The sequence below is a fragment of the Lentzea albidocapillata subsp. violacea genome (assembly GCF_900100275.1).
GTDB lineage: Bacteria > Actinomycetota > Actinomycetes > Mycobacteriales > Pseudonocardiaceae > Lentzea > Lentzea violacea.
In genome coordinates, this window is sequence record NZ_FNET01000031.1 from 20,955 (window position 1) to 35,178 (window position 14,224).

Sequence of the window (14,224 nt, forward strand, 5' to 3'; positions counted from 1 at the left end):
CGGCCACCTTGGCCGTGAGCGAGTTCAGGCGCATGGGGACACCTCCGAAGGTCGGGTTGAACGCGGGTGTGTCCCGCAGCCCTGAACTCCGGATTTCGCGTCCGTTTTGGACACGCGACCCTGAACTTTCTCTGCGAATTCGACGTCACCGGTGGATACGCGTAGTGACGATCGCGGCACGTCACGGGTAGGCGTGACCGGGCGCGCTAGTGCCACCGCGGTCGCCACTTGGTCGGTCAGCGGGTCGGTCAGATCGCTGTCGATGGCGCAGTCGCGCAGGTAAGCCGCGAGCCGGAGCTCGGCGCGTTTACGCGTCTTGTAGACCGCCCACTCGTTGAGCTGGTGCTGCGCGGCCCAGTCCGCGACCGGCACCTCGTCCAGCCGCGTCGCGCCGATCAACGCGGCCTCGGTCTGGGTCAGGACTCCGTCCGCGACTGCGCGAGCCAGGACGAGATCCGGGTGACCCCACGGCGCGTGCGGCGGTGTCGAACGGAAGCCGGGCGCGACCGGAGTCGGACCCGACAACGCCTCCGTGAGCGCCTTGTAGCCGGACCGATACGCGGCCCACCGCAGCCGGAGCATGATCCGCGGCGGGCGCAGATCGATCGTCGACAATGCGGTAAGGAAGCCGCGTAGAACCTCCGCGTGTACATCGGCTGGATCACCGGCGAAGCGGTCGGACAGCATCGCCGCGACGGACGTTAGCGCCGGCAGTGCTACCCCGACTGCGGCGACCGTCCAGGTCGCTCCTTCAGTGCGGGAGCGCAGTACCAGATGCGCCCACACCGCGTCCCGCGTTTCCTGCGGACACCGGCGTGTCAGCAGCCGGTCGCGCACCTCGTCCAGCGGGATGTACCGATCAGGCAGGCCCGGAAAGAGCCTTCCGTTCAGCGACACCGGATGTGGCCCGGCCACCAGCCAGGTAAAGGTGTCCCGTGCAATATCCATCGAGTTCGGGGCGGCGTCATCGCTGCGGTGGCGGAAAACGGATTGTGCTGCCATGTCGTGTCTCCTGGAGCGTTGATTGGAACAACAAGGCCAGGAAGCCACACCGGATACCACGGAAATACCACGCCACTACTACGTTCCAACTAGAAAAGGCTCCAAGAGCTACTATGTCACTACTATTTCGGTCCGCGCGGGCAGCTTGCCAAGATCCACAAGCGATCGTCCCGTTCGGCAGTGTCGTCGCGTTCTAGTAGTCACTGATCTGTCGTTATACGAGTGTTCTAGTAGCGGCCTAGTAGGTCGACGGCGGTGCGGGTGCTCGCCGACCAAGATCTACTGTGGGCTGCCGGAAAAATCTTGAAGAAGATCTGACCGCAATGGGCACATGAGATGGCCATGCGCAGGCTGGTGGCTGCGAGGTGCAGGCGGTCCGTGCTTGCGGTAGACGAGCAAAAAAAGAGCTCAAAGAAGTGAGCCAGGCATGTCCAAAACCGGGTCGAAAAACGGAGTTAAGGGGTGTCCGAACACGCAGCATCGACCAGTCAGAGGAGACCTGCGATGCCCCCGACAAACGGTGCCGACTTCACGAGAGATCAGTCCCAAGCGCAGGACTCGATCGACACGCCGACCGTGCCGATCGCGCTGCCGCGGAAGCGGCGAGCCGTCCACCGGCGGCGCCTGCACGTCGCCCTCCGCCGCCCCCGCCCGAGCACCGTCTGGCCGTGTGCTCAAGATGAGTTGCGCGAAGGCACCGGGCTGATCGCCCAGTGGCTCCTGACCGCGGTCATCAAGATCGTCACCACCTACAGTCAACCCGGCCACCGTGTGCTGCTGCTCGACCCGGCACCGTTCTCCGGCCCGCCCGCCTCGGCGTCGGCGACCGGCGTCCTCAACCGGTCTCGCCGCGGTCCCTACGTCGGTCTCCTCGAAGCCTGCTGGCCCGTGGTCCGACTCGGCCGCAGCGTGCAGACTCACGCTGCCGTCACAGACCCGAACCGCATCGACGACACCCCCGTCGATACCCCGGCCGAGTCGGAGTCCGGACCCCGACTACCCGCCGTCAGTCCGTCCACCGACCACTCCGCCACACCGCCGTCCGACCATCGCCACGGTTCGGACCGGGAGGCGACCGGACACCAGTCGGACCGCTTCGACCTCATCATCACCGCAGCCGAGCCGGGCACTCTGGACTACCTCCGCCCAGCGGACTGGGCCGGTCTGCTCACCCCTACCGGCACTCTCGTAGTCATCACCCAGGGTGACCGCTCCGCTGGTCTGCTCAAGGACCCCGCCGGACCACTCGTGCGCGCCGCACGTCACGCCGGGCTCAGCTACACCGACCGCATCGCCGTGTTGCGTTTGCCCGTGCGCGATGGCTCGTTGGCCGTCGCGAGCGCGGTTGTGCACGACCGCTCGCAGGCCTCGCCGAGCCCGCCGACGGCCCCCATTCGGCACACCCAGGTACACGACGACCTGCTTGTCTTCAGTCGCCACGCCGCCCCGTGCGATGCCGCCGACGGCGGGGAGACCTCCGATGCCTGACCGTCCCGTGTCGCCGTTGCGGTTCCGCTCGACGTCGGGGGAGGAGCCGCCGAACCTGCCGCTGTCCGTCTGGCCAACCGGTCAGCGTGACCTCGCGACACAGCTGCGCGACGCCGACTGTGTGCGCGGCACCGACATCGACACCGACCTGATGCCACCCGCGATCGCCGCCCACGCGATCGCCACCTATACCCGCCCCGGCGACCTCGTCCTGGACCCCTACTGCGGAGCGGGAACCGTCCTGCTGGCGGCGCTGCAGTCTGGCCGCCACGCGCTCGGCCTGACCGCCACCTCCCGGTGGTGGAAGCTCGCCCGAGCCAACATCACCGCCGCCAAGGCCGCTGGAGCCTGGCGTGACGGGTCCGTCCTTGACGCCCATCCGAAGGTGCTGGCGACCATCCACGCCGCCGGACTCATCGGGCGAGTCGGACTTGTCCTGACCGCCGTGCGCACCGCGACCGACGACTCCGGCGAGCACGCGACCGGCCCGGACCGCGAACCCACCGCGGCCGTCGAAGAACTCGCTGCGACGCTGGCCTACTGCGAGCCGCTGCTGCGTTCCGGCGGGCACCTCATCGTCGTCGCCCGACCCCACCGACACCCGGACGGCTCCCTGGTCGATCTGACCACCCCGCTGATCGCGGCCGGCACCTCCGCTGGACTGGCCCCGGTCGACCGATGCATCGCGCTCACCGCAGGACTGCGCGGCAACCGGCTCGTCACACGCGCCTCGCTCGCCGACCGGCGCGCCGTCGCTCGAGCGCGAGCCACCGGAGCGCCCCTCGCGCTCAGCGCGCACCACGAGGTGCTCGTGTTCCAGCTTGCTCATGGCGCCGAACTCGCCACGGCGGCAGCCGATAGCCAGTGGCCAGCGGCGAACGAGACCACCACCCGACCCGCCGTCAACGGCGTCGACTACCCCGGCTGGAGGCGAGCGGCATGACCACTCGCCTGTACTGCCGCGAGTGCGGCTGGCACCCCACCTTCCGCCGCAAGCGCACGGCGCTGCGCGCCGCGGCCCGTCACGATTGCGTCGGTGCACCGGTGGCCGAAACCATCCGACCATGGTGGACACAACTGTGGACAACCCTGTGGACAGGTCGGCCGGACGACGCGCCCGAGATCATTGACGACTCGACGGACGATGGCGCGCCCGGTACCGACGAGCTGCGTGATGCCCACGGCAACCGCATCCACTGGGCTGTGCTCGCCGCGCACCACGCCGAGACCACCCGCCGGTCCCGCCAGGCCATGGTCGAACTCGTCCGCGCCGGCTACCAGATCGGACCACCGCCCTACGGCTACCGCGCCCTGCGCATCCGAGTCACCGACCCAACTGGGCACAGCAAGCTGCGCGCGGTTCTCGTCCCGGAATGGCGGACCGCCGCGGTCGTCAAGCAGATCTTCAGCTGGCGCGCCGACCACGGTCTGAAGTTCGCCGCCATCGCCAGGCGCCTCAACAGTGACCCACGGCAGTACCCGGTCCCGGCGTCGACCAGGCAGTGGACCTCTCAAGCGGTCCGACGCATCGTCACCAAACGTCAAGTACTCCGGTCGCCAGGCCTGGGCCCGCACTGCCGCAGGCCGCCCAGTGCCGATCGAGCACTGGGTGATGTCACGGCCGATGGTGCATGAGCCGCTGGTCGACGAACGCACCTTCCGCCGCGCGCAGCGCAAGGCCGCGGGAGGTCACGATGACCTCGCTGCATGACCTCGTGCCGGACAACACCGATGACCACGGTAAGCCGTTGCGCGGCCAGTACTTCCTGCACCGCTCCTGTACACCGCTCGATGAAGTCGACCTCGAACCGCGTAAGACGTCGCGACGGCGCCTGCATCTCGTCGTCGCTGATGCGGCGGAAAGAGGCGGATCCCGACGGGTGCTCGCCGTGGGCGTGCCGCTCTGGCGCGGCCGTCACCGAGGAGGACGCGGCATGACGGCTCCACGCGCTCACCTGCTGCTGCAAGGAAGATCGCGCTTGCGCGATCGGTCCCCTGCAGCGGTGATGCTGAGCCGACTCCTAGTCGTGGCCGCTTACGTCGGCACGGTGGCACTCGCGAACTACACATCCACAAGCTCGCCTGCCGTCATCCTCGGACCACTGATCATTCCAGCCGGGACACTCTGGGCAGGCATGACCTTCACCCTGCGCGATCTGCTGCACGAAACGCTCGGCCCGTCCGGTGTAACCGTTGTGGTTGCGGCAGGGGCAGGGTTGTCGTGGCTCCTGGCCTCACCGCAGATCGCGGTCGCCAGCGTGGTGGCGTTCGCGGTCTCCGAGGCGCTCGACTCGGCGCTCTACGCCATGCTGCGCCCAAGCTCGCGGATACGCGCGGTCCTGGCTTCGAACCTGGCAGGGCTGGTCGTGGACAGCCTGCTGTTCGTGCCGCTCGCATTCGGTTCCTTTGCCGCAGCGCCGGGGCAGGTCGTGGGCAAGGCCGTTGCGACCTTGCTCACGCTGGCTGTGCTGTGGGGCGTGCGGCGCAGCTCGTTCTGGGCGGTGCCTCGATGAGGTTCTACCTAGGTACGCACCAGCCCGCGTGGTTGAGCCGCGACCTCGGCGTGCCGCTGCTGGTCTCTCATCGACGGTTGGCCGGCAGGCGCAGCCTGCCACGCGCGAGCGGCCCGTGGGCGCTGGACTCGGGCGGCTTCACCGAGCTGTCGCTGCACGGCCGGTGGCGGTTCGACGAGCGCACCTATGTAGCCGCGGTGCGCCGCTACGCCGCTGAGATCGGACAGCTCACATTCGCTGCGCCGATGGACCGCATGACTGAACCGCATGTCTTGGCACGTACCGGCGCAAGTCTGCGCATGCACCAGCGCATGACCGTCGCGAACTACTTGCGCCTGAAGGAATTGGCTCCCGAACTGCCGTTCATTCCTGTCCTTCAGGGCGATAGCGTCGCGGACTACCACAGGTGCGCTGACTGGTACGAGCGCCACGGCGTCGACCTCGGCGCCCTGTCCCTGATTGGCGTCGGCAGCATATGCCGCCGCCAGCACACGGCTGAGGTCGAGCGGATCGTGCGGTCCCTCGCGACCCGCGGATATCGCCTGCATGCCTTCGGTGCCAAGGTGCTCGGGCTTCGACGGTACGGAGATAAGATCGCAAGCAGCGACTCCATGTCGTGGAGCATGCGCGGCCGATACGTGCCGGGCTGCACACCTAGCCATCGCAGCGAGTCCAACTGCCTGACGTTCGCGCTCGGTTGGCACCGACGGGTCCAGACAATGCTCGGCCCTCACGATGAAGCCGCTGGCGACACTCTGACGAGCGCCGCATGACCAGCTTCACTTTGGTTCGACTGGACTACTCGGGGACGCGACCCCGAAAAGATCGTTCGGCGTGCACTGCAAGGCCGTGCACAACGCCTGCAAGGTCTCCCACTTGACCTGACTGGGCTGGTTGTTGAGCAGGACTGAGACAGAGGCTGACGAGATTCGGAAGTCGGCGCGTTCCTCGAGGAGCCGGCGGAGTTGCGCGCCGCTCCATACCTCGCGCTCGGCCATCACGTGGCGAAGCCGCCAGCTGATCTGCACTCGTTCAGCACCCTTCATTGCTCAGTTGGTCAACCGCGGTGGTCCACAGCGGATCGAGCGTCAGTCTCGCCGATCTGGAGAAGCGTTTCGGCGCAGTTCGCTGGCGTGTCGAACTCGATCATTCACCTGTTCCAGCTAATACCAAGAAAATTCAGGTATCACCTATACTTCACAGATGACACCTTGAGATGGTGATCTTGCAGATGGGAGACAGCGACATGACAAGCGAAATCAGGCCTAGGTGGTACACGGTGGCGGAAGTTGCTCAACTGTTGGGCTACGGCCTCTCCAAGACCAAGATGCTTGTTGCCTCCGGCGCGATCCGGTCCGTCAAAGACGGTGGCAATCGGCGGGTCCTGCCCGAGTGGGTCGATGACTACATCGCGCGTCGCGTCGAGGAGGCGGCCTGATGGCGGGCAAGGCGCGGGAGAACGGGGAAGGCTCGATCTTCCCGTACAAGAACGGCTTCGCTGCCTATGTGTGGATCACCACGCCGTCCGGTGGGAAGAAACGGAAGTGGGTCTACGGGCCGGACCGGGAGACCGTCCACGCCAAGTGGGTCAAGCTTCAGAACGAGGCGAACGAAGGCACGGTGACCTCCTCGGTGCCCAAGCTCGCACCATATCTCCACGGGTGGCTGGACGACATCGTCAAGCCCAGTCTCGCGCCGCTTACGCATAAGACCTACGAGACCTTCGTGCGAGTGCACATCGTGCCGGAGTTGGGGGAGAGGCCGCTCAACTTCACCGTGCGGGAGGGACAGCTCTGGATGAACAAGCTCGCACGAACCTGCCAGTGCTGTTCGCAGGGCAAGGACGCACGGCGTGCTGAGGACAAGCGGCGGTGCTGCTCGCTGGGCAAGTGCTGTGAGGAGTTGTTGTCGCTCCGCTCGTTGAACGACATCAGGGCCTGCCTGCGGTCGGCGCTCACGCACGCGATGGCCGAGGACCTCCTGAAGAAGAACGTGATGAAGCTGGTCAAGGTCAGGCGGGCCGGGGAGGGCAGGCGCAAGCCTAAGCGCAACCGGTGGTCGACGGAGCAGGCCAAGACGTTCCTGGTCTCGGCTCGGAAGGACGACGATCCGTTCTACGCCGCGTACGTGCTGGTGATCGCGATGGCCATGCGCAAGGGTGAGGTGCTCGGGTTGCCTGAGGACGCTGCCGACGAGATCGAGCAAGTTCTCGACATCGGTTACCAGCTTCAACGGGTAGGTGGGAAGCTCCTGCACCGAGAGACCAAGACGGCGGCCTCGGACGACACGTTGCCCATGCCGCCGATCGCAGCGACGGCTGTCCGGCTCCGGCGAAAGCAGCGTGCAGCGGATCGAGCTGACGCGGACGTGGCCTGGCACGAAAGCGGTCTGATGTTCACCACACGGCACGGCACGCCGATCGAGCCTCGCAACTTCAACCGATCATGGGATCGCCGGTGCGTGAAAGCGGGAGTTCCGAAGATCACGGTGCACGACGGCCGGCGCAGCTGCGCCTCGTTGCTCGCGGAGTTGAACGTGCACCCTCGGGTGGTGATGCGCATTCTGCGTCACGCGAATATGAAGGTCACGATGGAGATCTACACCGAGGTCTCCGACGAGTCGACACGGAAAGCGCTACAGCAGCTGAGCGAAAGCCTCGACTGCTGAGGTGCGGCTGTACTTTGCTGCTGTACGGCAACGGCAGAGGCCCGGAACCTGAATGGTTCCGGGCCTCTGACCTGCAATGGGCGATACTGGGATCGAACCAGTGACCTCTTCGGTGTGAACTCTCGGCAGGAAGGTCAACTGCGGTCTTTGTCGAGGTCAGAGGTTCTGTGCGGGTCGCTCGCGGTCGTCCTCGATCGGCACGGCTGCTGTACTTCGCTGCTGTACGACAGCTAGCGGCCAAGGTCGCTAAGTAGCTCAGGGATAAGCTCAAAGAACCGGCTTCTGGTTCCCTCATCCTGGCTGAGAGGCAGCTCGATCGGACTCTGAACTCCTCGTACTCAAGGTTCAGGGCCCCACCGTGCGGCCATTCGCTCCCGCTAGCCTGTGACCAGTCCTGGTCGGCGTTGGTGTCGCCAGCCTTGATCTCCGCCTTGATCAAAGTTTTTCGAGCCCAGGTTGTCACCACCGCCGTGCCGGTCCTGCCGTGGTGGTCATTTGGCGTCGACCAGTTTGCGTAGATCACGCGAGTTGCGGTCAGGACGACGCCGACCCCCTTCATGGACTTGTCCTGTGGCGTGTGGTTGACGTCGGTGTACTCGGCCTTCTCGTTGACCATCAGTGCCGCGATGCGGCGTGCGACGTGGATTGGCGGCCTGTAGTTGCCGTCGAACATGGCGTTCCTGATCGTGACAACCAGTTCTTCGCCCACCTGGGTCTCCTCCTGTGCTTGGTGCGTCCACATTCTGCTCTGGGCGCTTCATCGCCGCGGCCGAGGGCTGAGCGTCACGCTGTACCGAGGCGAGAACCCTTAAAACCGCCCACACCTCCCCGTTCCCTTGTCCCTGCTGCGCTTAGCCTCCGTGGAGCTGGTACCGATTGGTCTGTTGGCTACGACTGCTCGCTCGACCCTCGGTGCTGAAGCACCTAGTTCGAGCTGGGTCATTGGCCTGTGTCGGCTTCTCGGAAAGCTTGACTGCCACGTGTACGTCCTGGCGGACGGTAGCGACGAGCTCTGTGGATGGCGGAAGGACAAGTCGAATCCTCGTACGGACCATCGGCCCCTGGCCACTGGCTGCGACTATCGAGGAGCGGATGCTGCGGGCGCGAAGCTCCGGAGTCATAAGGCAATCGAATCGAATGGTGCTCGATTTTTGATGGCTTACTTGCCCGGCGAACCTCGTCATGGCATGCTGGAGCCGCGTCGCAAGATGGCGTTCCCATTTCGGTGAACTTTGCCCAGGTGATCTCAGCAAGTGGCTGAGGCATGCGGTAAAGTAGATGGGAGCACCAAATGGCCAGTGGCTCGATCTCTTCCTCCGGCAATCCCCGCGCAGGGGCAAGTACGTGCCCGCAGCACGCGGCTGCTGTTCCGGCGGCGCCGGAGTTTCTTAGTCTTCGTACGGCGGTAATTCTGCTCATCGCGTTCGTCTGCGGGATTGTCGCGGGTTTCTTGACATTTTTGGCGAACGGCAATGTGCCCGGAGCTGTGATCGCTGGCCTCGGGTGCTATGGCATGTGCACTGATCGCCGCGCATACGCTGCTCAGCTAGCGGATACGGCTTAGTGGGCCCGGCGCATCGACTGGCCCACCAAGCCGTGCCGGTTGGATGATTGTCTCCTAGTGTGTTGCTCCAGCTGTCAGGACGCTGATTAGCAAAACGACAGTTGGATGGAAAGCACGTGCTTCACGTCGTCTTGCTGCTCTCTCAGGGACAAACGGTCATTGATACCCGTGCTCCTGCCAGGAGCTGACACGAACGATCTGTCAGACGTGCTCCGCGTCGTGCAGTGGCTCGATCTTCGGGCCGGTGTCACGAGGGGAATGTTCCCCTCGTGGTATCAGCTTTGACCAAGGCGATGCGGCTGAACCTTCCGGCAATCGTTAATCGATGACCGCGATGTGCACAGGAATCCCGTAAGTGCTCAAGGTGTTCCAGGCCGAGACGAGAGTGGACCGCGCGAAGGTGAACAGCGTTTCGGCTGTGAGCGTCTTGTCCGAGCGGTGGATTGCGAACACCACACTGCCTGGCCGGCGCCCCATCTTCCTGGCGCGCTTCTTGTCCTGCAGCGCGACCAGCTGCCGGAACTTCTCCCACGTCGCCGCGTCCGTGAAGCTCTCGGCCGCCACGAGGCCCTGAGCGAACAGATGGCTCAGTGGACTGGAGCCCGTGTTGGAGCTGGTCTTCTTGACGTGGACCAGCGCGTCACCAGGGCCGAGGAGATCGCAGGCCTCGAAACCGCGTGGATGAGCGCGCGTCGTGACGAGCTTCTTGTCCAGGCAGATGAACCTGCCGCTGTTCTTCTCGGCCACGTAAGCGTTGTAGGCCCCTTCGTGGATCTTGCCTTCATCGTTCGGCGGCGCGAGGTTCCAGGCCGGCAGCTTCCAGGGAGGTGGGCTGGCGAATGCCTTGCGCACCACCGAGTCGACGTGAGCGACGTACTGCTCGCCCAGAACGAACCACTCGCCGTCCAGCAGGATGTGCCTACCCTTCTCCAGATCGACCTCGGCTGCGATCCACTGGAGCGCGGCCATCCCGTCGCTGGACTTCTTGCCGTGCTCGTCGTAGCCGTCGATGTAGCCGGTGCGCAGGCAATGGAGCCGACTCTCCGCAGGTGTGGACCGCAGCGGCAGCGCGATGTGATCGAGGGTCAGGTCGTCGGTGTCGATCTTCGTCCCGTTGATCGTGCCGCGGTACCGGTGCACGTCAGGTCCGTCGAAGTACTTCGCCGGGTAGGAGATGCCCACCTCGCCGCTGGGCACCTCGCCCGCGAGCAACTCCGCCACCGCGAGCTCGAGACGCTCACGACGCTCGTCGCCGGCCGGCACCCGCTTGACCCACTGCAACGGCGCGAGCGCCTCGACGACCGGGCACTCGGCTAGCACCTTGTTGATCTCGCGCAGATCGGAGATCAGGCCTGACCCCTCCACGCTCAGCGGGAGCTTCAAGCCGTCGCGGCACTCAAGGCGCAGCCGCGGGTTGCGCCGGTGGGCCTTCGGGCGCATGTGGGTCAGGCTGACCGGCAGGTCGGCTCGAGCCTTGGCCACCAGTTCACGCACCAGTTCGGCGTGCTCGCGCAGGCCGAAGCTCCACAAGCCCTGGCCACTGGGCACGGCGTTGCGGTCGATGCGGGACTTCGAGCTCAATGCCCAGCGGGTGATCTGCTGGATCTCGTCGTCGTCCACGACGCGCACGGCGAAGTCGATGCCGAACGACCGGTTGACGCGGCTGTCCCGGACAAGTCGCCAGCCCTGGTTGAACGTGACCACATAGATCACTTCGTCGACCTCGACAAACACGGCAGCCGACGCCACGGTGCGTTCGTAGCGAAGATCAACTCCAGTAAGTGTCCGCACCATGGAGTTCCAGCCGACCTCCTCGGGCTCGGACCAGCCGTGCACCAGCAATCCGGTCTGATCACCGACCCGGACCTCGTCGATCTCGAATTCGTTGTCCTCTTCAAGGGCTTTCAACGCCACGCATTCGCGAAGGTCGCCACTGCCGGTCAGTTGGTAGAGGCTCACTTTGCGCGTTTCGGCCGACGGCGCAGCAAGTTCCTCTTCAGCGAGGTGCTCTGGCTCCACACAGTGATGCTCTGTGTCATTCGGCTCAGTGTCATGGGCTGTGCGGGTGAAGAGTGCTCCACTACCGGGTGGAAGAAGGGGTTGCTCCTCCTGCAGGTTGCCCTGAGCGACAAGCTCGTCGCAGCGTGGAACCGGAAGGCCACGCCAGTCAGCGATGGTGTGCTGGTGGTGCGCTCTGAAAACCCTCCGGCCCTCTGAGGCCAAGCTGCGCACCCGGTGCGTCAAGTGCCGGATCTTGCCTTGGTGAGTGGTTGTCGAAGCAAGCTTTAACAGCGTGCCCGTGCGGTGGTCGTAGAGCACGCCGAAGGCCTGTGCGGTGCCAGAACTCTGCAATCGCTATGAGCTGCGGTGATCGTCCGCCGTCGCCGTAGCGGCAGGATCGTGAATGTCGCGCTCCGACTGTTGTACTTCGTCCTTGTTCGGCTTTGTTGGTTGGTGGGTTCTGTTCTGTCGGTCCTCGGCGGCCAAGGACGTGGAGTTGCTCGTGTTACGGCACGAGTTTGCGGGATCATCGGCTGATGTCGCCCGGCACCGTGCTGCGGTGGCGTCGGCGCATCGGTCGCGAAGAAGTGGACCTACTCGGGCCAGGCCGGTCGTCCTCCGGTGGACGACATTGTCGTGGAGTTGATCGAGAAGATGGCGCGGGATAACACCACCTGGGGGTACCGCCGTATTCACGGTGAGCTGCTCAAGCTCGGCCACCGAACGTCCGCGTCAACTGTCCGTCGAGTGCTCCGGCGTCTGCGAATGCCGCCCTCGCCGACCCGGAACTCCGACACGTCGTGGCGGCGTTTCCCGCGTGCTCAGGCGGCGAGCATGCCGGCGTGCGACCTCTTCCACGTCGACTGCGCGGTCACCTTGAAGCGAATGTACGTCTTCTTCGTGATGGAGGTCGGCAGGCGCTATGTCCACGTCCTCGGTACTGCCATCAACCCCTACGCGCGGTGGATCACCCAGCAGGTCCGCAACCTCCTGATAAGGCTCGACGATCGGGCCAACGATTTCCGATTCCCGGTTCGTGACAGAGCTGGCCAGTTCACGGCGTCGTTCGATTCGGTTCTCGCAGACGTTGGGATCGCTGTCGTGAAGATCCGCCGCAGTGCCCCTGGGCGAACTGCTATGCGGACGGTTTGTCGGCACCGTCAGACGCGAGCTCACTGACCGGCTGCTGATCATCAACGAGCACCACCTGAAGTCAGTGCTGAACCGCTATCTGTCCCATACAACCACTGTCGTGGAGTCCGGATAGGTACGTCGTCGGCGAGTACTCGGCGGCTTGATCAAGAGTACGAACCTGCAGCGGCTTGATGCGCAGGTCAGATCTATCGGGCCGGGTTTTGGCGCCCCACACGTCAACGCCCTGAGCAAGATTGCTGCGGCATACGCGGAGCTCCGTCGAACTGACCTGGGTGTCGAGCTGAGTGAGGAGGCGGTGCAGCTTGCCCGTGTTCTCGTTGTTCGCCATGGCCGAACCCATGACGTGCTTCTCGCGACAGCATTGACCAACGCGGGATCGTTGCCGCGGCACGGAGCGTCATGAGGAAGCGCTCAAGCACGCGGTCGAGGCCGTGGCCATCTTCAGAGGCCTCGCCACGAGGCAACCAGGCGAACACCTCGCGGGTCTGGCGGACGCCCTCTACAACCTCGGCATCGACCTCTTGCACAACGGCCAAGCCGATGAAGCCTTGGACGCCTACGACGAATCAGCTGGCATCTACCGCAAGCTGGCCGAGCCGCGGCCTGAGGAGTTCGAGCCTGAACTCGCTGCCGCGCTGGTAGGCAAGGCGAACGCTCTGTCCGGTCTGGACGATGACGAATCGGCACTCGACCTGGCGACCGAGGCGGTCGGCATGCTTCGAAGTGCGGTCCGCTCAGAGAGCCTGGAACTGAAAGAGAAGCTGGCCGACGCCTTGCACACCGCATCGGGCGTTGCCTACTGCCTCGGCCACTTCCACCGGGCGACCAAGGATGGAGTAGAAGCCGTTGAGCTCTACCGGTCCGTGATCGCGGAGGGCCGTGGTGACCTAGACGGCGTATTCACGCCGATTCTGCGCAACGCTGTGAGGTCGGCTGTCGGCGACAAGCGGTACGACGTCGCATTGCCGCTTACCAAAGAGGTAATCGGTCTGCTCGAAGAAAAGGTTCGCGAAGGCGACGTTGATGTCGATGAGTTGGACGACCTGGCAGTGGATTGCTTCAACGCGGCCGCGTACGCGGCACACCTCGGTGACTTCAACGAGGCCGCACAGCTGGCCAGCAAGGCCGTTGAGCTCCGCCGGACGCTGCTGAACACGAAGTTCGAGTCCGTAGCAGAACTGGCGGAGGCGTTGACCCACCACGCGAACATGTGGTCCAACGCGGGCCACCACTCCAGGGCTGTTGCGCCTGCAGAAGAAGCGGTCAGGTTGTTGGCTGCGTTCACGGATGAGGAGCGGTGTCCGTACCTCGTGTCCGCCCTGGTCGCGCAAGCCTGTGCCACGGCTGTGACCGACCGCGTGGCCGCGATCGGGTTGCTGGACGAGGCCATGGATGTGGCCGGTGGAGACGAGGCGTTGCAAGTGGAAGCAGAGGAGGGCCGTATCGAGGCCGGGGTCGGGTCCTGACGCCCTGGCGGGCCGTCGGAGCGTAAGATCGTCGCCAGGAAGATCGACGGATGGACGAATACATGCCGGCCGTCGACGGCTTGAACGGCTCGCCTCGTTGCTCACATCAACGGGTACCTGTGCCCGTCCCGGCCGGGCGGCACGTCCACAGCATGTAGGTACAAGATCGCTTCCGGTGTCCATGTGTTGTGCCGCGTTAGCTGGTTCGGCTGATCATTCAGATCGGTTGTCGCAAGAGGGAACCGGTGCGAGTCCGGGACTGCCCCGCAGCGGTGAGCGGGAACGAAGCCGCCACCAACGCGATCGCTATCCTTGTGTTCGGTACAAGCCGTGCCCGCCGCCCTGCGCCACGCTTCACTCCGGGTGTC

At 64.9% G+C, this 14,224-nt stretch carries 13 protein-coding genes; 9 read left to right on the forward strand and 4 right to left on the reverse strand.

What is annotated here, in order from left to right; all coding sequences use genetic code 11:
- Window positions 1–24: 24 nt before the first annotated feature.
- The gene (locus tag BLR21_RS38350) at window positions 25–1,050 is read right to left on the reverse strand and encodes a hypothetical protein (RefSeq protein WP_256335206.1); all 1,026 of its coding nucleotides are present in this window, start codon (window positions 1,048–1,050) and stop codon (window positions 25–27) included.
- Between the two features lie 456 nt (window positions 1,051–1,506).
- Here BLR21_RS38350 and BLR21_RS42935 point away from each other — a divergent pair, with 456 nt between their 5' ends.
- The 5 genes from BLR21_RS42935 to BLR21_RS38370 are packed head-to-tail and all read left to right on the forward strand — an operon-like array spanning window position 1,507 to window position 5,776.
- A complete protein-coding gene (locus BLR21_RS42935) occupies window positions 1,507–2,490 on the forward strand; it encodes a hypothetical protein (RefSeq protein ID WP_176929986.1) in 984 nt (327 codons plus the stop codon).
- Entirely contained in the window at window positions 2,483–3,433 is a 951-nt protein-coding gene (locus BLR21_RS38355; RefSeq protein ID WP_176929987.1) for a DNA methyltransferase, read from the forward strand. Before BLR21_RS42935 ends, BLR21_RS38355 begins: the two co-directional genes overlap by 8 nt.
- Window positions 3,430–4,125 (forward strand): recombinase family protein, encoded by a 696-nt coding sequence (locus tag BLR21_RS38360; RefSeq protein ID WP_090014663.1) that lies wholly within the window; start codon window positions 3,430–3,432, stop codon window positions 4,123–4,125. The genes BLR21_RS38355 and BLR21_RS38360 overlap by 4 nt, the downstream gene beginning before the upstream one ends.
- 59 nt (window positions 4,126–4,184) lie before the next feature.
- A complete protein-coding gene (locus tag BLR21_RS38365; protein ID WP_256335207.1) occupies window positions 4,185–5,003 on the forward strand; it encodes a VUT family protein in 819 nt (272 codons plus the stop codon).
- Window positions 5,000–5,776 (forward strand): deazapurine DNA modification protein DpdA family protein, encoded by a 777-nt coding sequence (locus BLR21_RS38370; RefSeq protein ID WP_090014738.1) that lies wholly within the window; start codon window positions 5,000–5,002, stop codon window positions 5,774–5,776. The genes BLR21_RS38365 and BLR21_RS38370 overlap by 4 nt, the downstream gene beginning before the upstream one ends.
- 6 nt (window positions 5,777–5,782) lie before the next feature.
- Here the strand turns inward: BLR21_RS38370 and BLR21_RS38375 are convergent, their stop codons facing one another.
- Window positions 5,783–6,049, reverse strand: a complete 267-nt coding sequence (locus tag BLR21_RS38375) for a helix-turn-helix domain-containing protein (RefSeq protein ID WP_090014665.1) — start codon at window positions 6,047–6,049, stop codon at window positions 5,783–5,785.
- Window positions 6,050–6,222: 173 nt separating this feature from the next.
- Here BLR21_RS38375 and BLR21_RS38380 point away from each other — a divergent pair, with 173 nt between their 5' ends.
- Both BLR21_RS38380 and BLR21_RS38385 read left to right on the forward strand, forming a co-directional pair.
- Window positions 6,223–6,441: an excisionase family DNA-binding protein gene (locus BLR21_RS38380; RefSeq protein WP_256335208.1), complete on the forward strand. Its 219-nt coding sequence runs from the start codon at window positions 6,223–6,225 to the stop codon at window positions 6,439–6,441.
- Complete coding sequence (locus BLR21_RS38385) at window positions 6,441–7,670, forward strand: tyrosine-type recombinase/integrase (RefSeq protein ID WP_090014667.1); 1,230 nt, start codon at window positions 6,441–6,443, stop codon at window positions 7,668–7,670. The genes BLR21_RS38380 and BLR21_RS38385 overlap by 1 nt, the downstream gene beginning before the upstream one ends.
- 1,882 nt (window positions 7,671–9,552) lie before the next feature.
- Here the strand turns inward: BLR21_RS38385 and BLR21_RS38390 are convergent.
- Window positions 9,553–11,553 (reverse strand): DUF6119 family protein, encoded by a 2,001-nt coding sequence (locus tag BLR21_RS38390; protein WP_176929989.1) that lies wholly within the window; start codon window positions 11,551–11,553, stop codon window positions 9,553–9,555.
- Window positions 11,554–11,856: 303 nt separating this feature from the next.
- Here BLR21_RS38390 and BLR21_RS44250 point away from each other — a divergent pair, with 303 nt between their 5' ends.
- Complete coding sequence (locus tag BLR21_RS44250; protein WP_256335209.1) at window positions 11,857–12,414, forward strand: integrase; 558 nt, start codon at window positions 11,857–11,859, stop codon at window positions 12,412–12,414.
- Window positions 12,415–12,448: 34 nt separating this feature from the next.
- Here BLR21_RS44250 and BLR21_RS38400 read toward each other — a convergent pair whose 3' ends face one another.
- Complete coding sequence (locus BLR21_RS38400) at window positions 12,449–12,730, reverse strand: hypothetical protein (protein WP_090014670.1); 282 nt, start codon at window positions 12,728–12,730, stop codon at window positions 12,449–12,451.
- A gap of 91 nt (window positions 12,731–12,821) precedes the next feature.
- Between BLR21_RS38400 and BLR21_RS38405 the strand changes: the two genes are divergently transcribed.
- Window positions 12,822–13,856: a tetratricopeptide repeat protein gene (locus tag BLR21_RS38405; RefSeq protein ID WP_090014672.1), complete on the forward strand. Its 1,035-nt coding sequence runs from the start codon at window positions 12,822–12,824 to the stop codon at window positions 13,854–13,856.
- The last annotated feature ends 368 nt before the right edge of the window (window positions 13,857–14,224 follow it).